Here is a 19,045-nt window from a genome sequence, read left to right on the forward strand (position 1 = left end):
GGAAGTGCCCGGGCGAAGGCGTCCTTCGATCCGGTGCGCCCGCATCTGCCCTCCGGCGTGGTTCACGCCGCGGGGCATCGGCCCTGTCCTAACCCCCTGGTTTCTCTCACCGGGATCACGCCGGCCCCTCCGCGCCTGTCGCGGAGCGCGGGCCCGTGGTCCGGAGCCTGTCCGATGTCCGCTCCCCTGCCCCGCCTCGCCGTGTCCTGCACCCTCGCCGCAGGCGTCTCGCTCCTGGCGATCTGTCTCGCGATGAACCGGGCCACCGCACAGGATTCCGCCGCCGCGACGCTCGCGGAACTCAGCGTCGAGGGCGTGGCGGCGGGTTCCCTCACCGTGCCGAGCGTGACCGCCCAGCGCGCCGCCGTGAACGCAACCGTCGGCTCCGTGGCCTTCGTGGATGCCAGCGCCTTCCAGAACCGCTACGCCAACACCCTGCGCGACACCCTGAAGGAAGTGCCGGGCGTCTACGTGCAGGAGCGCTACGGGCAGGAACTGCGCCTCTCGGTGCGCGGGTCCGGCATCTCGCGGGGCTTCCACCTGCGGGGACTCGAGCTCCTGCAGGATGGCATCCCGCTGAACCTCGCCGATGGCAGCGGCGACTTCTACCAGGTCGACCCGCTCAGCCTGCGCTCGATCGAGGTCTACAAGGGCGGCAACGCCCTCACCTTCGGAGCCACGACGCTGGGCGGCGCCATCAACGTCGTCACGCCGACGGCTTATACGGCCTTCGCGCCCAACATCCTCCGCATCGACGGGGGCGCCTTCAACACGATTCGCGAGAACTTCCAGGCCTCCCGGATTTCCGGCCCGGCCGATTTTCTCATCAACGGCACGATCACGAATTCCGACAGCTATCGGAACCATGAGACCCAACGGACGCAGAACTTCAACGCCAATCTCGGTTACCAGCTCGCGCCGGGTGTCGAGACGCGGTTCTACGCCGGCATCTACCTCACCGATCAGAAGCTCCCCGGCACGCTGAGCCTGTTCAACGCCCTGAACAACCCGACGCTCGCCAACCCCACGGCGATCTCGGGCAACCAGTCGCGCAAGGTCGAGACCGAGCGGATCGCCAACCGGACCTCCTTCGCGCTCGATATGGGCAAGCTCGACATCGACACCTGGGCCATCCACAAGTCGTTGTATCACCCCATCTTTCAGGTCATCGACCAGGATGGCTGGACCTACGGCATCGCGCCGCGCTGGGCCGGCAGCTTCGACGTGGGGGGCTTCCGCAACGATACGATCCTGGGGCTGCGCGCCTTCGCCGGCCAGAACTCGGCGCTCCAGTTCGTCAACAACGGCGGCCAGCGCGGCGCCCAGACGCTGCGCGCGGTCCTGAGTGCATCAAACTACGAGGCCTATGGCGAGAACCGGTTCTGGTTCCTGCCGGATGTTGCACTGATGACCGGCGCCAAGGCGTTTTCGTCGAACCGCACCTACAGCAACAAGGGCGGCTTCAGCGGCGCCAACGCGCGCGCCTCCTTCGCCGACGAAACCTACCAGGGCATCAACCCGAAGCTTGGCCTGCTCTGGCAGCCCCTGCCGGAGATCCAGGTCTTCGGGGACGTCACCGGCTCGCGCGACGTGCCGGATTTCTCCGACCTCGTGCAGATGAATTCCCTCAACACCACCTTCGTGCCGCTGCGGGCCCAGCGGGCGGTGACCTACGAGGCCGGGACCCGGGGGCGCATCGACCGGCTCTCCTGGGACGTGACGCTCTACCGCTCCGAGATCCGCGACGAACTGATCAACTTCTCGATCAATCCCGGGCTCAACATCCCGGCCGCGACCTTCAATGCGCCGCGCACCCGCCACCAGGGCGTAGAGGCGGCCGTCTCACTCGATCTCGCCCGCGACCTGTTCGGACGGGGCGACGGCCTCGTCGTCTCGCAGATCTGGACCCACAACGACTTCCGCTTCGTGGGCGACCCGGTCTTCGCCAACAACCGCATCGCCGGCATCCCGGACGACGTCCTGCGGACGGTGATGACCTACCGGAACCGCGAGGGCTTCCACATCAGCCCGTCCCTCGACTGGGTGCCGCGGGGCGCCTTCGCCGACCACGCCAACACCCTGCAGGTGCCGGGCTACACGGTGTTCAACGTGGCGGCGGGGTTCGACTTCGCGAACGGCGTCTCGCTGTTCGTGGATGCCCGCAACCTGACCGACACCCGTTACGTCTCAGACATCAGCGTGGTCACCAACGCCGCCACCGTGGCCGGCGGTCCGGTGGCCTTCTATCCGGGCGTCGGCCGCAGCGTCTTCGGCGGGGTGCGGGCGGCCTTCTAATACCGGACCTCGATGAGCCTGACTCATCGAGGTCCGTCCGCGCGACGGCGCGGCGGCGGTCGTCCGCCGGACCTCAGGGAGGCTGACCTATGGGTCAGGCTCCCTGAGACTTGGTCTAAGCGGTGAAGAGGACCCGGTACATGATCCGGCCCGGCACCAGCGTGAACAGCCCGGTGATGAGAAGGCCGCCGACGAACAGGCCGATCATCGTCCAGCGATGCGCAGCGATCCGCCCCGCCCGGGCCAGGGCGATGCCGACGGCGAGCACGCCCAGGGTGAGGATCGACAGGCCGTGAATCCAACTGAAGGGGCCGACCTGCCGCAGTTCGTGGATGCCGAAGGACGAGAGGGCGACGAAGGCGAGGAGGCCGACCCAGACCCGTCCGAGCCGGCGATGCCCCGGCGTGCCCTTCGGCATCGCGAACTGGAGCGTGCCGAGGCCGATCCCGAGAATCGCCGCCAGCGCATGGGCCTGGATGACGGGGCCCGAAGCGATCAGGGGCTCGAGCGTCATGCCGTCTCTCCGCACATCTGCTATGTTGACGCAGACAACATGAGAGCAGAAGTTGGCAGTGTCAACATCCGACAAGGCGCCGTATCACCACGGTGATCTCAGGCGCTCGCTGCTGGACGCGGCCTCCGGGATCCTGCATCGGGACGGTATCGGGGCGGTGAGCCTGCGCGAGGTCGCCCGCGCGGCCGGGGTTTCGCACAACGCGCCCTATCGGCATTTTCCGAGCCGGGATGCCCTCCTGGCCGGGGTCGCGGCCGAGGGGTTCGGCCGCCTGCGCGCGCGCCTCGCGGCGGCGGGGGACGATCTCGCGGCGATGGGGGAAGCCTACCTCGCCTTCGCCGTGGCGGAACGCCCGTGCTTCCTGCTGATGTTCGGCAGCAGCCTGTGCAAGGCGGATTTTCCGGACCTCGCCAGCGCCGCCCTCGAAGCCCTGCGGGCGCTCGACCGGGTCGCTTCGGGCCGAGCCGCATCCGGGGGCGATGCGTGCGAATCCCGCACCATCGGGCCGGCGACGCTTCGCGCCTGGGCCATCGTCCACGGCTTCGCCCACCTCGTCGCCGACGGTCAGCTGAGCCTGGAGGCTGCTTCCAGGGCCCTCGCCGCCGATGGGACGGCGCCCTGATCGCGAGCGATGACTTCGCGCGCGCCGCCGGACCGTAATCGTCCCGGCGGCGCGCGGCGTGACTTCAGTACAGCCCGCCGGCCTGGGCGGCGCGGTCCGCGTCCGGCGGCACTGCGGCCGGGGCGCTGTTCTGGGACGGCGCGGCCACGTAGGCGTCCGGCGGCGCGGTGCCGGGCTTGAACGCCTCCAGGATCGTGCCGGGGCCGTCGCCGGAGCCGGCCCGCATGCCGGAGGAGGCCGAGACGCGGATCAGCTTGATGCCCGGGGGCACGCGGAACGGCGTCGGCGGCTTGTCCTTGAGCGCCTGCTTCAGGAAGTCGAGGGCGATCGGGGCAGCGAGGCCGCCGCCGGTGGCCCGGTCGCCGAGCGAGCGCGGCTTGTCGAAGCCGAGATAGACGCCCACGGCCAGATCCGGCGAGAAGCCCACGAACCACGCGTCCTTAGCATCGTTGGTGGTGCCGGTCTTGCCTGCGAGCGGCTTGCCGACCTGCTTCAGGATCGTGGCGGTGCCGCGCTGGACCACGCCCTCCATGATCGAGGTCATCTGGTAGGCGGTGAGCGGATCGAGGACCTGCTCGGAATCGTCCACGAGCTTGGGCTCATCCTGACCCGACCACTTGTCGGCGTCGCAGCCCAGGCACTTGCGGGTGTCGTGCTTGTAGATGGTCTCGCCGACCCGGTCCTGGATGCGGTCGATCAGGGTCGGGCGGATGCGCCGGCCGCCATTGGCGAGCATCGAATAGGCGGTGACCATGCGCATGACGGTGGTCTCGCCCGCACCCAGCGACATCGGCAGCACGGGCAGCATGTCGTCGTAGACGCCGAAGCGGCGGGCGTACTCGGCGATGAGGGGCATGCCGACATCCTTGGCCAGCCGCACCGTCATCAGGTTCTTCGAGTGCTCGATGCCATAGCGCAGCGTGTGCGGGCCGCCGGACTTGCCGTCGTAGTTCGAGGGCGTCCAGGCCTCCTGGCCGGGACCCGCCTCGATGGTGATCGGCGAATCCTGCACGATGGAGGACGGGGTGTAGCCGTTGTCGAGGGCCGCCGAGTAGACGATCGGCTTGAACGAGGAGCCGGGCTGGCGCATCGCCTGGGTGGCACGGTTGAACTGGCTCTCGTCGTAGGAGAAGCCGCCGACCATCGCGTGGACGCGGCCCGTATAGGGGTCCATCGCCACGATGGCGCCGGAGATCTCCGGGCGCTGGCGCAGGCGGTACAGGCCCCGGCCCCCGTCGATGGCCTCCACGTAGACCACGTCGCCCGGGTTCAGGGCGGCGGCGGGTGAGCGCCCGGTCCAGCGGGTGCCGTCGGCGCCGATGGTGCCGGTCTCGCGGTCCTTGGAGACGTGGCCCGAGGCCTCGCGGCGGGGCTGGAGGCCGATCTGCGCGGCGCCGCCCGTGGTGCTCAGCACCACCGCGAGGCGCCAGGGGGCGACGTCGCCGAGGCCGGAGACCTCCGAGACGGCGAGACCCCAGTCGCGGCCCACGAGGTCGACCTTGGCCTGCGCGCCGCGCCAGCCATGGGACTGGTCGTAGCGAATCAGGCCGTCCACCAGGGCCTTGCGGGCCCAGGCCTGCATCTTCGGGTCGAGGGTTGCGCGCACGGACAGCCCGCCCTCGTAGAGCTTCTTCTCGCCGTAGCGCTCGGCGATCTCGCGGCGCACTTCCTCGGTGAAGTAGTTGGCATTGGCGGCGTTTGCGAAGGCGACGCGCGGGTTGACCCCGAGCGGCATCTTGCGGGCGGCCTCGGCCTCTTCCTTGGTGATGTACCCGTTCTGGGCCATCAGGCCGATGATCTCGTTGCGCCGGTCCAGGGCCTTCTGGGTCTGGCGGTAGGGGTGGTAGTTGTTCGGCCCCTTGGGCAGAGCGGCGAGGTAGGCCGCCTCGTTGATCGTCAGCTCGTGGACGGACTTGCCGAAATAATCTAGGGCGGCCGCCGCGACCCCGTGCAGGTTGCGGCCGGGCACGATGGTGCCGAGGAAGATCTCGTTGAGGTAGAGTTCGAGGATCTTGTCCTTCGAGTAGGCGGCCTCGATCCGGAAGGCGATCAGCGCCTCCTTGGCCTTGCGCTCGAAGGTCTGCTCCGGCGACAGCAGGAAGTTCTTGGCCACCTGCTGGGTGATGGTCGAGGCGCCCTGCTTCTTGCCGCTCTTGAAGTTGGTCAGCGCGGCGCGGACCAGCCCCTCGGGGTCGACGCCGCCGTGCTTGTAGAAGTTCTTGTCCTCGGCCGAGAGGAACGCCGCGACCACGATCTTCGGCATCGCCTGGATCGGCAGGTAGAGCCGGCGCTCGGTGGCGTATTCGGCCAGCAGGGAGCCGTCCGCCGCGTGGACGCGGCTCATCACCGGCGGCTCGTAATTGGCGAGCGCGGCGTGGTCCGGCAGGTCCTGGCTGAACTTCCAGTAGAAGAACGCCGCCCCCGCCGCGCCGATCACGAAGACCATCGCGCCGATGCTGAACAGGAAGCCGAAGAAACGAAGGATGAAGCGCATCCGGGTCCCGTCCGTCGATGATCCGCCGCCGCCCGCCGGCCGCGAGAGCACCCGCCACCGTGGCGTGTGCTCCCTGGACCGCGTCCCGGCCCTAAATGCAAGGGTCTCGCCGCGATTGTGCGGGCGAGGCGCGTGCGATGGGCGGCGTAGGCTCAAGGTGCCCGCGACGGTTCTCGTCGAGGCTCATCGACGTCGATCCGACCGGGGCGTTGCGAGCCCCGGTTTCACAACCATTCTATGGTGAAACTGGGGCGATTGCCGCCGAGCGCCGGGGCGGAACCGGGCGGGTCAGGGAGGTGCGGTTGCCGAAGAAGGCGTCGATGGCCTTGGCCATGCCGCCGGTGACCTCGGCCCGCCAGCCCTCGGACTGGAGCAGGTCGAGGTCGCGCTTGCTCGACAGGTAGCCGAGTTCGACCAGCACGGAGGGCACGTCGGGCGAGCGCAGCACCATGAAGCCGGCCTCGCGGTGCGGCTTGGCGCTCATCTCCATCACGGGGCCGAGATGGGCCATCAGGCCCTTGGCGAAGCCCGAGGAGAAGGTGCGGGTCTCCCGCAGGGTGAGGTCCTGCAGAATGTCGGCGACGTGGCCCGGCCCCTCGTTCGATTCGGTGCCGGCGGCGGCGTCGGCCCGGTTCTCGCGCTCGGCGAGCTTGGCCGATTCGGCGTCGGTGGCCTTCTCGGAGCCGGTGTAGATGGTGGCGCCGCGCACCTGCGGCGCCGACGAGATGGAGTCGGCGTGGATCGAGACGAACAGATCGGCCTTCGCCTCTCGGGCGAGGCGGACGCGCTCGGAGAGCGGCACGAACACGTCCCGGTCGCGGGTCATGCGCACCCGGTAGCGGCCGCCCGATTCGAGCCGCGTCACCAGGGACTGGGCGAAGCCGAAGACGATGTCCTTCTCGAACACGCCCGTGGCCGCGATGGCGCCCGGGTCGGTGCCGCCGTGGCCGGCATCCACCATGATGAGGGGGCGGGCATCCGTCGGCTCCGGTGCGGCGGCCTTGCGCTGGGCGGGTGCGGGATCGCTCGCCACGGCGGCGCGGCGGAAGGCGTCGCGGTCGGCGCGCTGGAACTCGACGCTGAGGAGCACGGCGCCGTCGCGGGGGCGGGTCACGGTCTCGATCTTACCCACGCTGGCGGGCTGGGCGAGGTCGACGACGATGCGCGAGCGGCCGGGGGCGAACAGCCCGTAGCGGAAGGAGGAGACGAGCCCGTCGCGCTTGCGGCCGGTCTCGGGGCCGAGCTGGAAGTTCACCTCGGCGAGGTCGATCACGGCCCGGTCCGGCCGCTCCATCACGAAGGCCTTGGCCTCGATGGCCTTCGAGAGCGTCAGGGTCAGCTTCGTGGTTCCGCCGCCGGTCGCGAGGTCGGCCGCGATGGCGACCGCCGCCTGGGAGGCGGTGCCGCGCGCCTTGTCGGTGTCCTGGGCCATCGCGCCGGGACCCGCGGCCGGGACCGCCCCGGTGCAGACCAGGGCGAGGAGGACGGAGCGGAGGAGGCGGGCGCGTCTCGGCATCGTTCCGGCAATCATCCCCGTGAGGACGGGCGCGCCATCGGGGCGTGCTCGCGAGCGGGCTGTGGCGTGAGCCTGCCTCTAAGGGATACCGACGGGTTGGTTAACCGTTCCTCAAAGGGCCGGTTCCACTTCCCGGACCCTTGTGTCCCGGAGGCGACAACCCAGGCTTGGCACGCCGGAGGATCATCGAAGCGGCGTCGCGACGCCCGTGACAGATTAAGGACCTTGCCAAAACGTCGCGACGCTCTGTAATGATACGGTCCCCTTCCCGGTGCCGTGCGGTTTGCTCCGCGGCCCGCGGACGCGGCCCGGCATCGCGCCGGATCGCATTCGCAGTCGGTTCCCCGCGTCAGACATGGCGGCATACCAAGGCCGGGTGGGAGTCGGTTCATTCGGTGGCCTTTTTTGGCCGCCGCACCGTTCTTCAAATGCCGGCCTGTCCTCGGACGGGCCCATACAGTCTTCGCGAGGTCAGGGAGAGAATGAGCGGACACACAGCATCGGTTGCCGTTGCTCGTGTTCAACGCCTGCGCGTTTCGCGTGGCGCCGCCTTCTCGTCGACCCTGGCCAGGATCAACCCCACGCGCGCCGAGATCCGGCGCCCAACGGCGGTTGGCGGCAATCCCTTCCCCACAGCTTCCGCGACCCCCTTCCCCGGGTCGTTACGTGCGCTGACCCCACCATCCGACGCGTCGGGATCGGGGGGCGCACCATCGGGACCGCGCGGTTCGAGGAGAACGACGTCGGCCGCCATGTCGAAAGTTCGTCATGGCCAACAACAACAAGATGCTCATCGACGCGATGCACCCGGAGGAGACCCGGGTCGTCACGGTCCACGGGTCCCGGGTCGAGGAATTCGACTTCGAGGCCGCCAACCGGCGTCAGCTTCGCGGTAACATCTACCTCGCCAAGGTGACCCGCGTGGAGCCCTCGCTCCAGGCGGCCTTCATCGAGTACGGCGGCAACCGCCACGGCTTCCTCGCCTTCAGCGAGATCCATCCCGACTACTACCAGATCCCGCTCGCCGACCGGCAGGCGCTGCTGGAGGACGAGGCCCGCGAGGCGGAGGAGCACCGCGAGCGCGAGGAGCGCAAGCCCCGCCGCCGCTCGCGCGGCCGTCGCGACGGCAACGCCGCGAAGGTGGCAAAAACCTCCGAGAGCGTGACTTCCGAGGCGTTCGAGGACCGTCCCGAGGGCGATCCGGCGATCGGCGCGGCGGACGCGCTCTTGGAAGGCGGCCTCGCCACGACCCACGAGACCGTGGCGCATGAGTCCGCCGCGCACGAGACAAACGCGCCGGAGAGCGATGCCTCCGCCGACCTGCCGCAGGCCGAACGCGCCGACGCCGCGCCCGCGGATGCGTCGCCCGAGGCCGAGGCGAAGCCGACCGAGGACGGCGTGCTCGAGGGCGCTACGGCCGAGAAGCCGGTGGCCCCGGCCGCCGAACTCGCCCTCGAGGCCGCGCCGATGGGCGACGCCGTCGCCGAGGAGACCCCTAACGCCGAGGAGGCCGAGGCTCCCGCCACGTCCGAGGACGAGTCCGACGCGGATGACGATTCGGATGAGGACGACGACGATTCGGACGACGAGTCCGAGGAAGATGACGACGACGATTCGGACGACGAGGATGAGGACGACGAGGAGGGCGAGGGCGAGGACGGCGAGCGCCGGCAGAAGATCGCCCAGGTCGGCGGCGACGCCATGGCGGAGATCCCCGAGCGTCCGCGCGCCTACCGTCGGCACTACAAGATCCAGGAGGTGATCAAGCGCCGCCAGATCATCCTGGTGCAGGTCGTCAAGGAGGAGCGCGGCACCAAGGGCGCGGCGCTGACCACCTACCTGTCGCTTGCCGGCCGCTACTCGGTGCTGATGCCCAACACGGGACGCGGCGGCGGCATCTCCCGCAAGATCACGAGCGCGGCCGACCGCAAGCGCCTCAAGGAGGTCGCGCAGGACCTGGAGGTGCCGGACGGCATGGGCGTGATCCTGCGCACGGCCGGCGCCTCGCGCACCAAGCCCGAGATCAAGCGCGACTTCGAGTACCTGATGCGCCTGTGGGAGAGCGTGCGCGAGCTGACGCTGTCCTCGTCCGCCCCGGCGTTGGTCTACGAGGAAGGCTCGCTGATCAAGCGCGCCATCCGCGACCTCTACAACAAGGACATCGACGACATCCTGGTGGCGGGCGACGAGGCCTACCGCGAGGCGCGCGACTTCATGCGCATGCTGATGCCGGGCCAGTCCAAGGTCGTGCAGCCCTATCGCGAGTCGACGCCCATCTTCGCCCGCTACGGGGTGGAGCAGCAGCTCGATGCGATGTTCTCCACGCACGTCACGCTGAGGTCGGGCGGCTACCTCGTCATCAACCCGACGGAAGCCCTGGTCTCCATCGACGTGAACTCGGGCCGCTCGACCCGCGAGCACGACATCGAGGACACGGCGCTGCGCACCAACCTGGAGGCGGCCGAGGAGGTCGCCCGCCAGCTGCGCCTGCGCGATCTCGCCGGCCTCGTCGTGATCGACTTCATCGACATGGACGAGAAGCGCAACAACCGCGCCGTCGAGAAGAAGCTCAACGAGTGCCTGAAGAACGATCGCGCCCGCATCCAGGTCGGCCGGATCTCGCCCTTCGGCCTCCTGGAGATGAGCCGCCAGCGCATCCGCACCGGCATGCTGGAGAGCTCCTCCCTCCCCTGCACGCATTGCGGCGGCTCGGGCTATGTCCGCGCCACCGCGTCGGTGGCCCTGCAGATCCTGCGGGCCATCGAGGAATCGCTCCTCAAGAGCACCAGCCACAACCTCATCCTGCGCACGAAGACCGAGGTCGCCCTCTACATCCTCAACCAGAAGCGCGCCCACCTGCGCGAACTGGAGGTGCGCTTCGGCGTCTCCGTGACGATCGCGGCCGACGAGCGCCTGGCCGCCACCTCCGCCTTCCAGCTCGATCGCGGCGAGCCCGCGAGCCGGCTCGAGGGACCGGTGACCGGCGTGCGCGCCGTGGCGATCAACTCCGCCTTGGAGCCGGAGGAGGATTTCGATCCCGAGATCGAGGCCGAGACCGAGATGGGCGAGGCGGAAGCCGACGAGGCCGAGGCCGAGGGCGCGTCCGAGGAAGCGCGCGAGAAATCCGCCGAGGGCGGCGAGGGCCGGGGCGGTCGTCGCCGGCGCCGTCGCCGGCGCGGCGGCCGTCCCGAGGGCGGCGAATCCTCCGGGGCCGAGGGTGCCACGTCCGAGGGCGAGGATGACGGCGAGGGCGAGGAGACCGATGAGGTCGCCGCCCAGGCCGAGGGCGACGAGGTCGTCGCGGCCGGCGAGACCCCGGCGGCGGGCGATGACGACGGCAGCGGACGCCGCCGCCGCCGGGGCCGTCGCGGCGGCCGTGGCCGTGACCGCGAGGGCCGCTCGCGCGACGGCGAGGGCAGCGAGGGCTTCCGGGACCAGACCTCTCAGGACCGGATTGGCCAGGACCACATCGCCCGTGACGAGACCTCTCAGGACGAGTCCTTCGGGCAGCCGGTCTCCGAGGACCGGGCTCCCCAGGACAAGCCCGTCGGCTCGATCGACGGCGATCAGGGCGCGAGCGATGCGCCGTCCGCCTTCCTCGGCGGCGAGGAGCCGGTGAGCGCGGAGGCGGTCGCCGCCGCCTCGACCGCAGAGACCCCGCCCGCGCAGGCTCCGGCCTTCTCGGAAGGGCACGTGATCCAGGCGGAGGATCTGCCGGTCGCGCCCAAGCCGGAGACCGAGGCTCAGCCGGCCGAGGCGCCCGCCCCGGCTCCGGTCCGGACGCCCGCCCCCGAGCCCGTGGCCGTGGTACTGACCCCCGCCGATCCCGATCGCCCGAAGCGCGCCGGGTGGTGGTCGCGCACCAAGGCGGCCCTGACGGGCGAGTAAGCGCCGGCGGAGTCGCGTAAGCGGACGCCCGACCGATCCCGGCCCAAGCCGGAATCAGTCAGGGATGGTGTCAAGGGGAACGGGGTGGGCACGGCGCCCGCCCCGTTTCGCGTTTCAGCGCAGCCAGCCCTTCAGGCGCCGGACCGCGTCGATGCAATCGGCCCGCGAGCCCGCGAAGGAGAAGCGCACGTGGTGGCCACCGTCCACCGCGTCGAAGTCGAGCCCCGGGGTGGCGGCGACGCCGGCCTCGTCCAGCATGCGCCGGCAGAACGCGCTGGCATCGTTCGTGAGGTCGGAGACGTCGGCATAGAGGTAGAAGGCGCCGTCCGCCGGATGCGTGCGCCCGAGGCCGAGGCCCGGGAAGGCGTCGAGGAGCAGGGCTCGGTTGGCGGCGTAGCCGGCCCGTACGGCCTCGACCTCCTCCACGGCATCGAAGGCCGCCAGCGCCGCCACCTGCGAGAGGTAGGGCGCCGAGATGTAGAGGTTCTGGGCCAGGCGCTCCACGGGCCGCACCAGCCAGTCGGGCACCACCATCCAGCCGATGCGCCAGCCGGTCATGCACCAGGTCTTCGAGAACGAGTTGATGACGATCGCGTCGTCGTCGTAGCGGAGCGCGGTTTCGGTGGGCAGGCCGTAGGCGAGCCCATGATAGATCTCGTCGGAGATGAAGCGCAGGCCGAGCCCGCGCGCCGTCGCGCAGAGATCGGCGAGGCGCTCGGGCTCGATCACCGTTCCGGAGGGATTGGCCGGGCTCATCACCAGGATGCCGGCGAGCGCCTCCCGCGCGTGCAGTTCGCGCAGGGCCGCGCCCGTGGGGGCGAAGCGGTCCGCATCCCGCAGGATCAGGGGCGCGGGCACGAGGTCGAGGGCATGCAGCAGACTGCGATAGGCCGGGTAGCCCGGCTGGGGCACCGCGACCCGCGCGCCGGCATCGAACAGAGCGAGGAAGGCCAGAACGAAGCCGGCCGAGGAGCCCGTGGTCACCACGATCCGGCTCGGCGCGACCGCCACGCCGTAGGTCTCGGCATAGTGACGGGCGATCCGCTCCCGCAGGGCCGGCAGGCCGAGGGCCTGGGTGTACGGCAGGGCGCCGGTGGCGAGTGCGGCTTGCGCCGCCGCGATCACCCCGCGGGGCGCGGGCGCCGAGGGCTGGCCCACCTCCATGTGGACCACGCCTTCGCCGCGCGCCTCGCGGGCGGCGGCGGCCGACATCACGTCCATGGCCAGGAACGGGGCGACGCGGGCCGCCCGCCGGGAAGAGAGGATCGGCGAGGGGGTCGGCGATGGGATCGGCGATGGGATCGGTTTGTCTGTCATCGGCTCCGTCATAGCGGTTGGCCCCGGGGCACGCCAAACCGGCATTCGGCAATTGACCGCCCGCCGCGAAAACGCCTAACCCGGCGGCTAACCGCACGTCTGATCGACGACGATTCCCCGATGGCCGGCTGACGCCTGACCGGTCCCGCCCCGCGAGGACGTATGCCCCTGTTCCGCTCGCTGCTCTCCGCCACCATCCTGGCCGGCTCCCTGGCCGTCGCCCCGGGCGCGGCCTTCGCCCAGACGACGCCTGCCCAGCCCACGCCCTCACAGGCCGCGCCCGCCCCGGCCGCCGCCTTCAGCGATGCGCAGCGCCAGGCGATCGAGGCCATCATCAAGGACTACCTCGTCAAGAACCCGGACGTGCTGCAGGAGGCGATCGCCGAGGGTGAGCGCCGGCAGCAGGAGACCCAGAAGCTCGCGCAGTCGGCGGCCCTGAAGGAGGCCCGCGAGGCGCTGGTCAACTCGCCCCACGGCGTGGTGGCGGGCAACCCGAGCGGGGACGTCACCATGGTCGAGTTCTTCGATTACAATTGCGGCTACTGCCGCAAGGCGCTCGCCGACATCCAGGCCCTGATCAAGGGCGATCCGAAGCTGCGGGTCGTCCTCAAGGACTTCCCCGTGCTGGGCGCCGAGTCCTTGGAGGCGAGCAAGATCGCGCTGGCCGCCAAGCAGCAGCTCAAGGGCGACAAGATCTTCGAGTTCCACACCCGCCTGCTCGAGTCGAAGGGCCGGGTGAACGGCGAGCGCGCCCTCGCGGTCGGCAAGGAGATGGGCCTGGACGTGGCCCGCCTGACCAAGGACGCGCAGGGACCCGAGGTGAAGGCGGCGCTCTCCGAGAATGTCGGCCTCGGCGACAAGCTCGGCCTCTCGGGCACCCCGGCCTTCATCATCGGCGACGAGATCATCCCCGGCGCCGTCGGGATCGAGCCGATCCGCAAGACCATCAACGACGTGCGCCAGTGCGGCCACGCCAGCTGCTGAGACGCCCTGCCCGTCCGTGAAGGGCGGCGCCGACGCTTAAGGCCGCCGTCCCCGGATCATCCCACGCGCGCGGCCCTGCCGCTCGCACACCTTCCTTTCGATTGCCGACGCACCCCGCGCCTGACCTGAAGACGACCGAGCCGATGCCCAAGGAGCCGATGTCCAAGAACGACCCCTTCGATCCGGAGCTCGTCCGCGAGCTCGCCAAGCTCATCAACGAGACCGATCTCAGCGAGATCGAGGTCGAGAAGGGGGATCTGCGCATCCGCGTCGCCCGTCGCGTCGAGGCGGTCCAGGTGCAGGTCGCCGCGCCCGCGCCGGCCCTCGCGGCGGTGGCGGCACCCGCCCTCGCGCCCGTCTCGGGCCCGGGCGCGACGCCCGAGCGCAGCAGGGCCGGCGCCGGCCACCCCGGCGCCGTGCCCTCCCCCATGGTCGGCACCGCCTATCGCCGCCCGTCGCCCGAGGCGAAGCTCTTCGTCGATGTCGGCTCCAAGGTCGAGGTCGGTGAGAAGCTACTTCTCATCGAGGCCATGAAGACCTTCAACGAGATCGTGGCGCCCCGCGCCGGCACCGTCACCGCCGTCTTCGTCGAGGACGGGCAGCCCGTCGAGTTCGGCGAACCCCTCCTCGTCATCGAGTGAGCGGGGCCGCACCCATGTTCGAGAAGATCCTGATCGCCAACCGGGGCGAGATCGCGCTGCGCATCCTGCGCGCGGCCAAGGAACTGGGGATCGCCACCGTGGCGGTCCATTCCACTGCCGACGCCGACGCCATGCATGTACGCCTGGCCGACGAGAGTGTGTGCATCGGGCCGCCCTCCGCTCGCGAGAGCTACCTGAACATCCCGTCGATCATCGCGGCCTGCGAGATCACCGGCGCGGACGCGGTCCACCCGGGCTACGGCTTCCTCTCCGAGAACGCGCGCTTCGCCGAGGTGCTCGCCCACCACAATATCGGTTTCATCGGCCCCAAGGCGGAGCACATCCGCATCATGGGCGACAAAATCGAGGCCAAGCGCACGGCCAAGCGCCTCGGCATTCCCTGCGTGCCCGGCTCCGAGGGCGGCGTCGAGGATCCGGAGGAGGCCAAGCGGATCGCGGCCGAGATCGGCTATCCGGTGCTGGTCAAGGCCGCCTCCGGCGGCGGAGGCCGCGGCATGAAGGTCGCCCGCACCGAGGCCGACCTGGAGCAGGCCCTGGGCATGGCCCGCACCGAGGCCAAGGCGGCCTTCGGCGACGACGCGGTCTACCTCGAGAAGTACCTCGAGAAGCCGCGCCACATCGAGGTGCAGGTGCTCGGCGACGGGCGCGGCAACGCCGTGCATCTCGCCGAGCGCGACTGCTCGCTCCAGCGCCGCCACCAGAAGGTCTGGGAGGAAGGCGGTTCCCCGGTCATCGACGCCGAGACCCGCGCCGAGATCGGCGGCATCTGCGCCCGCGCCATGCAGGAACTGAAGTACCTCGGCGCCGGCACCGTGGAATTCCTCTACGAGGACGGGCGCTTCTACTTCATCGAGATGAACACCCGCATCCAGGTCGAGCACCCGGTCACCGAGATGATCACCGGGATCGATCTCGTGAACGAGCAGATCCGGGTAGCCGCCGGGCTGCCTCTGTCGGTGACCCAGGACGAGATCAAGGTCGAGGGCCACGCCATCGAGTGCCGGATCAACGCCGAGCACCCGGCCACCTTCCGGCCCTCCCCCGGCCTGATCACCTACTTCCATCCCCCGGGCGGCCTCGGCGTCCGCGTGGATTCGGCCGTGTTCCAGGGCTACCGCATCCCGCCGCACTACGATTCGCTGATCGGCAAGCTCATCGTTCACGGGCGAACCCGCAACGAATGCCTGATGCGCCTGCGCCGGGCTCTGGACGAGTTCGTGGTCGACGGCGTCGACACGACCCTGCCGCTCTTCCGCACCCTCGTGCGGAACGCCGACGTCCAGAATGGCGATTACGACATCCACTGGCTCGAGGGCTTCCTGGCCGGGGGTGGCCTCGACGAGCCCGGGTAGGATTTTAAACGCGCGCGGCGACGGCGGTGAGGGAACGAGAGCGCGCTGCGCTCGTTTCCGGTGGTCTTACCGCGGCTTCCGTTCATCGGTTCGGGTGCCGCCTCACTGCAAGGACCACCCCACCGTGCGCCTGACGACTTGCTTCCTCGCCAGCCTCCTGCTCGCCACGCCCGCTCTCGCGCAATCCCCCTCCGGCAATGTCGGACAGCCGGAGCGGTCCGTTCCGCAGGCGGGCAACACCACCGGCGGTCCGATCGACAATCCGTCGACCCGCGGCATGGCCCCGGCGGGCGGCCCAGCCGTCGCGCCCGCCGGTGAGGGCGGCATGAGCCCCGGCATGGGCGCGGTGGATTCCGCCAAGGGCGGGAATGCCAACGACACGAACCGCTCCGTTCCGAACACCGGCGGTACCTCCGGCGGCCCCGCCCGCTGACACAGCGTCACTCCGGACTGACTTGCACCACGCCGGCCCCGAGAGGGGCCGGTTTTTTGTTGTCGGCATCGGCCGAACCGTTCGAGCGCATGTGCGATCGCGCACAATTGAGTTGTGCAGCATCGTGCACCGAAATGAGCTCGAAAAGATCAATTTAGCCCCGCATAGCGCGCCTAGACGGCACTCGAAGCTCCTGCCCGGTGCAAAAGCCGCCTTGTCGACTGGGAATCCTGTCTTTTCCCTCCAGACACCTTCGCGACGGCCTGTTGCCGGCGAAACGACGGCTGGAACGCTTTGGTTCGCCGGGACTTCTCACCCCACGCCGGTCAGGCGGGGACGAACCGGGTCGGACAGACCCGGTGGCGCAGGCCCCACCCAGCGACTGGATTTTCCTAACGACCCGACTTCCGAAAGACCACGATGCGCACCTTCAGCCTCACCTTCGTCGCCGCCTCCCTGATCGCCACCGCCGCCCTCGCCCAGTCGCCCTCGGGCAATGTCGGCCAGCCGGAGCGCTTCGTGCCCCAGGCCGGCGGCACCACCCGCGGCCCCATCGACAACCCCTCGGCCTATGGCGCCTACCGCAACGTGGACGGCTACGTCGACATGGACGTGACCGGCACCGTGACCGAGGCCCCCTACGCGTCGAACCGCGAGGCGATCGTCGAGGATTCCGCCAAGGGCGGCAACGCCGAGCAGCCGAACCGCATCGTCCCCAACCTCGGTACCACCTCCGGCGGGCCGAAGTTCTAGTCCCTCGCTACGGGACGGTGCGGGAAGGCGGGCCCCTCGGGGTCCGCCTTTTTGCATGGCCCGGCGGGTTCTGCGACCGGCCGGCCTCTGGCCTTCCGCCGATCCCCGATCCAAAGTCGGCCCATGCACGACGTCGACCGCGTAGAGATCACGCCCGAGATTCTCCTGAAGGCGTATGCGGCCGGCATCTTCCCGATGGCGGAGGATGCCGACGATCCCGCGATCTACTGGGTCGAGCCGCGCGCCCGCGGCGTGCTCCCCCTGGACGGCTTCCACGTCTCCCGTCGCCTCGCCCGGACCGTGCGGGCCGACGTGTTCGAGGTCCGCACCGACCAGGATTTCGACGCGGTGATCGCCGGTTGCGCCGCGCCGCGCGGCTCGGCGGAGCGGACCTGGATCAACGGACGCATCCGCGACCTCTACGGCGCCCTGTTCGACGCCGGCCATGCCCACACGGTGGAGGTGTTCTCCCGAGGGGAGCGGGTCGGGGGGCTCTACGGTGTCTCCCTCGGGGCGGCCTTCTTCGGAGAGAGCATGTTCCACACGGAGCGGGACGCCTCGAAGGTGGCCCTGGTCCACCTCGTAGCGCGCCTGCGCGCGGGGGGGTACCGCCTCGCCGACACCCAGTTCGTCACCGACCATCTGAGCCAGTTCGGCGCCGAAGAAGTGCCGCGCCACGTCTACAAGCGGCGTCTCGCCCAGGCGATCGGCGTGCCGGCGAATTGGCACGTCTGGCCGGGCGACGGTTCCCTGCGAGGCCGCGACGTCCTCGCGGCCCTCGGCGGCGCCGAGGACTGAACCCCGACCCCGCGCATGGCTATGACGCGCCTAGCGGAAGAGCGCGTCGAACAGCGATTGCGGTTGCGCCGGCTGCGGCGGTGCCGCGGCCGGTCCCTCGTTCGAGGGGAAGAACTTTCGCGATGGCTTCTGCTTCGGCTGGACCGGTACGCCGCGGGGCGCCTCCACGTCGACCTGCCCGTTCGGATTGACCTGCTGGGCAGTGCGCGTGGCGTCCTGGCCGCCCTTGGGCCTGCGCGTCTTCTCGGGCTTCGAGGCCATGGCGGGCACGTCCTCCTGCTCGCGCGCCTCGGCGATCACCTCGGAGCCGCCCTTACAATCGACGAGCCAGACGTCGTAGATCGGGTGCTCGATCGCATGCAGGCCGGGGCTCGACGCGAACATCCAGCCGGTGAAGATGCGGCGGTACTTGTTGTCGAGGGTGACCTCGTCCACCTCGAGGAACCCCGTGGTCTTCGGGCTCTCGGTGGGGGGGCGGCTGTAGCAGACGCGCGGCGTCAGCTGCAGGGCGCCGAACTGAACCGTCTCGTCCACCGCGACCTCGAACGACACGATGCGCCCGGTGATCTTGTCGAGGCCCGAGAACACCGCGGTCGGGTTCTTGATCTTGTCGGCCGATGCCGGAACGGCGGTGAGGCCGACCGCGATCGACGCGAGGAGAAGGCGCTTGACCACGAGGCGGGACGATCCTGCTGTGCTGCGGTTCACGGGCGGCCCTCCTCTCGGGCGGCTCCCCTCGGGGAGCGACGGCGCGAGGGACATCTAAAGCCGCAGAAGATTGGTGGAAAAAGGGCCGGTGGCAACCAGGCTCAGTTTCCCGGGCTCCATGGCTCGTAATCGCCGGTGGCGGCCGGGCGCTGGCCGATGTTCAACTGCGAGCCGCGCGGCCGATAGGCCCCGCTTGTGCCGGTGAGATTCTCCACATGCGCCTTCTGCCAGGCGCGGGGCGTGTAGCTCTCCTCGCTCGGCGGCACGTCGCCGTTGTGGCAGAGCCAGCTGCGCCAGCCGGGCGGCACCTTCGAGGCGTCGGCGTAGCCGTTATAGACCACCCAGCGCCGCTCGGTTCCGACGGAGCGGTCGATCAGTGCCCCTTGCGCCCGGTAATAGGTGTTGCCGAGTTCGTCCGTGCCGACCCGCTGCCCGCTTCGCGCGGTGTAGAGCGCGAGCGACATGGTCTGCCCGTTCCACCAAGTGAAGATGCGCAGGAGCGTGTCCTTGAGAGCCATCGCGTTCGCCCGAATGGGGCGTCGCCGCCCCGCCATCATTGTCGGCGCGGACTATGGTGAGACGGGCCCGCGAAGTCCAGTCGCGCCGCCCCTTGGCGGTCGACGCGCGGGGGCGTCCCGGGATTGCGGCCCAAATCCCACACCCGCCGGCGTTAACCATGCCCGAACCCATGCCCCGACCGGATGTGCCT

General features: G+C 70.0%; 15 protein-coding genes. 9 read left to right on the forward strand and 6 right to left on the reverse strand.

From position 1 onward, the window contains the following. The first annotated feature begins 174 nt into the window (after positions 1-174). Positions 175-2,295: a TonB-dependent receptor family protein gene (locus MKK58_RS23935; protein ID WP_243915460.1), complete on the forward strand. Its 2,121-nt coding sequence runs from the start codon at positions 175-177 to the stop codon at positions 2,293-2,295. 115 nt (positions 2,296-2,410) lie between these two features. Here MKK58_RS23935 and MKK58_RS23940 read toward each other — a convergent pair whose 3' ends face one another. Continuing rightward, positions 2,411-2,809 (reverse strand): DUF2306 domain-containing protein, encoded by a 399-nt coding sequence (locus MKK58_RS23940; protein WP_243915461.1) that lies wholly within the window; start codon positions 2,807-2,809, stop codon positions 2,411-2,413. Between the two features lie 58 nt (positions 2,810-2,867). On the opposite strand from MKK58_RS23940, the gene MKK58_RS23945 reads away from it, so the two are divergent. Continuing rightward, positions 2,868-3,431 carry a TetR/AcrR family transcriptional regulator gene (locus MKK58_RS23945; protein WP_243915500.1) on the forward strand — a complete coding sequence of 188 codons (564 nt, stop codon included), beginning with the start codon at positions 2,868-2,870 and terminating at the stop codon, positions 3,429-3,431. Positions 3,432-3,495: 64 nt separating this feature from the next. Here MKK58_RS23945 and MKK58_RS23950 read toward each other — a convergent pair whose 3' ends face one another. Continuing rightward, positions 3,496-5,925, reverse strand: coding sequence for a penicillin-binding protein 1A (locus MKK58_RS23950; protein ID WP_243915462.1), 2,430 nt, complete (start codon positions 5,923-5,925; stop codon positions 3,496-3,498). A gap of 235 nt (positions 5,926-6,160) precedes the next feature. Further along, on the reverse strand, positions 6,161-7,441 hold the full coding sequence (locus MKK58_RS23955; protein WP_243915463.1) for an N-acetylmuramoyl-L-alanine amidase: 1,281 nt from the start codon (positions 7,439-7,441) through the stop codon (positions 6,161-6,163). A gap of 768 nt (positions 7,442-8,209) precedes the next feature. Between MKK58_RS23955 and MKK58_RS23960 the strand changes: the two genes are divergently transcribed. Beyond that, on the forward strand, positions 8,210-11,329 hold the full coding sequence (locus tag MKK58_RS23960; protein ID WP_243915464.1) for a ribonuclease E/G: 3,120 nt from the start codon (positions 8,210-8,212) through the stop codon (positions 11,327-11,329). A 114-nt stretch (positions 11,330-11,443) separates the two neighbouring features. Here the strand turns inward: MKK58_RS23960 and MKK58_RS23965 are convergent, their stop codons facing one another. Further along, on the reverse strand, positions 11,444-12,646 hold the full coding sequence (locus tag MKK58_RS23965; RefSeq protein WP_243915465.1) for a pyridoxal phosphate-dependent aminotransferase: 1,203 nt from the start codon (positions 12,644-12,646) through the stop codon (positions 11,444-11,446). Between the two features lie 162 nt (positions 12,647-12,808). Here MKK58_RS23965 and MKK58_RS23970 point away from each other — a divergent pair, with 162 nt between their 5' ends. The 6 genes from MKK58_RS23970 (at position 12,809) to aat (ending at position 17,628) form a co-directional block, all read left to right on the forward strand. Then, complete coding sequence (locus tag MKK58_RS23970; RefSeq protein WP_243915466.1) at positions 12,809-13,630, forward strand: DsbA family protein; 822 nt, start codon at positions 12,809-12,811, stop codon at positions 13,628-13,630. Between the two features lie 158 nt (positions 13,631-13,788). Beyond that, positions 13,789-14,271, forward strand: coding sequence for an acetyl-CoA carboxylase biotin carboxyl carrier protein (gene accB / locus MKK58_RS23975; RefSeq protein WP_243915467.1), 483 nt, complete (start codon positions 13,789-13,791; stop codon positions 14,269-14,271). Between the two features lie 14 nt (positions 14,272-14,285). Beyond that, entirely contained in the window at positions 14,286-15,644 is a 1,359-nt protein-coding gene (accC, locus tag MKK58_RS23980) for an acetyl-CoA carboxylase biotin carboxylase subunit (RefSeq protein WP_243915468.1), read from the forward strand. Between the two features lie 124 nt (positions 15,645-15,768). Further along, entirely contained in the window at positions 15,769-16,077 is a 309-nt protein-coding gene (locus MKK58_RS23985) for a hypothetical protein (protein WP_243915469.1), read from the forward strand. A gap of 420 nt (positions 16,078-16,497) precedes the next feature. Continuing rightward, on the forward strand, positions 16,498-16,830 hold the full coding sequence (locus MKK58_RS23990; RefSeq protein WP_243915470.1) for a hypothetical protein: 333 nt from the start codon (positions 16,498-16,500) through the stop codon (positions 16,828-16,830). A gap of 123 nt (positions 16,831-16,953) precedes the next feature. After that, the gene (aat, locus tag MKK58_RS23995; protein WP_243915471.1) at positions 16,954-17,628 is read left to right on the forward strand and encodes a leucyl/phenylalanyl-tRNA--protein transferase; all 675 of its coding nucleotides are present in this window, start codon (positions 16,954-16,956) and stop codon (positions 17,626-17,628) included. Between the two features lie 30 nt (positions 17,629-17,658). Here aat and MKK58_RS24000 read toward each other — a convergent pair whose 3' ends face one another. After that, complete coding sequence (locus tag MKK58_RS24000; RefSeq protein ID WP_243915501.1) at positions 17,659-18,303, reverse strand: DUF2155 domain-containing protein; 645 nt, start codon at positions 18,301-18,303, stop codon at positions 17,659-17,661. 134 nt (positions 18,304-18,437) lie between these two features. Next, positions 18,438-18,854, reverse strand: a complete 417-nt coding sequence (locus MKK58_RS24005) for an NADH:ubiquinone oxidoreductase subunit NDUFA12 (protein WP_243915472.1) — start codon at positions 18,852-18,854, stop codon at positions 18,438-18,440. Positions 18,855-19,045 lie beyond the last annotated feature (191 nt).

The sequence above is a fragment of the Methylobacterium sp. J-078 genome (genome assembly GCF_022829285.1).
Classification (GTDB): domain Bacteria; phylum Pseudomonadota; class Alphaproteobacteria; order Rhizobiales; family Beijerinckiaceae; genus Methylobacterium.

Coding starts and splice junctions, on each gene's coding strand:
- MKK58_RS23935 (WP_243915460.1), top strand. CDS start 175: ATGTCCGCTCCCCTGCCCCGCCTCGCCGTGTCCTGCACCCTCGCCGCA.
- MKK58_RS23940 (WP_243915461.1), bottom strand. CDS start 2,809: ATGACGCTCGAGCCCCTGATCGCTTCGGGCCCCGTCATCCAGGCCCAT.
- MKK58_RS23950 (WP_243915462.1), bottom strand. CDS start 5,925: ATGCGCTTCATCCTTCGTTTCTTCGGCTTCCTGTTCAGCATCGGCGCG.
- MKK58_RS23955 (WP_243915463.1), bottom strand. CDS start 7,441: ATGCCGAGACGCGCCCGCCTCCTCCGCTCCGTCCTCCTCGCCCTGGTC.
- MKK58_RS23960 (WP_243915464.1), top strand. CDS start 8,210: ATGGCCAACAACAACAAGATGCTCATCGACGCGATGCACCCGGAGGAG.
- MKK58_RS23965 (WP_243915465.1), bottom strand. CDS start 12,646: ATGACAGACAAACCGATCCCATCGCCGATCCCATCGCCGACCCCCTCG.
- MKK58_RS23970 (WP_243915466.1), top strand. CDS start 12,809: ATGCCCCTGTTCCGCTCGCTGCTCTCCGCCACCATCCTGGCCGGCTCC.
- accB (WP_243915467.1), top strand. CDS start 13,789: ATGTCCAAGAACGACCCCTTCGATCCGGAGCTCGTCCGCGAGCTCGCC.
- accC (WP_243915468.1), top strand. CDS start 14,286: ATGTTCGAGAAGATCCTGATCGCCAACCGGGGCGAGATCGCGCTGCGC.
- MKK58_RS23990 (WP_243915470.1), top strand. CDS start 16,498: ATGCGCACCTTCAGCCTCACCTTCGTCGCCGCCTCCCTGATCGCCACC.
- aat (WP_243915471.1), top strand. CDS start 16,954: ATGCACGACGTCGACCGCGTAGAGATCACGCCCGAGATTCTCCTGAAG.
- MKK58_RS24005 (WP_243915472.1), bottom strand. CDS start 18,854: ATGGCTCTCAAGGACACGCTCCTGCGCATCTTCACTTGGTGGAACGGG.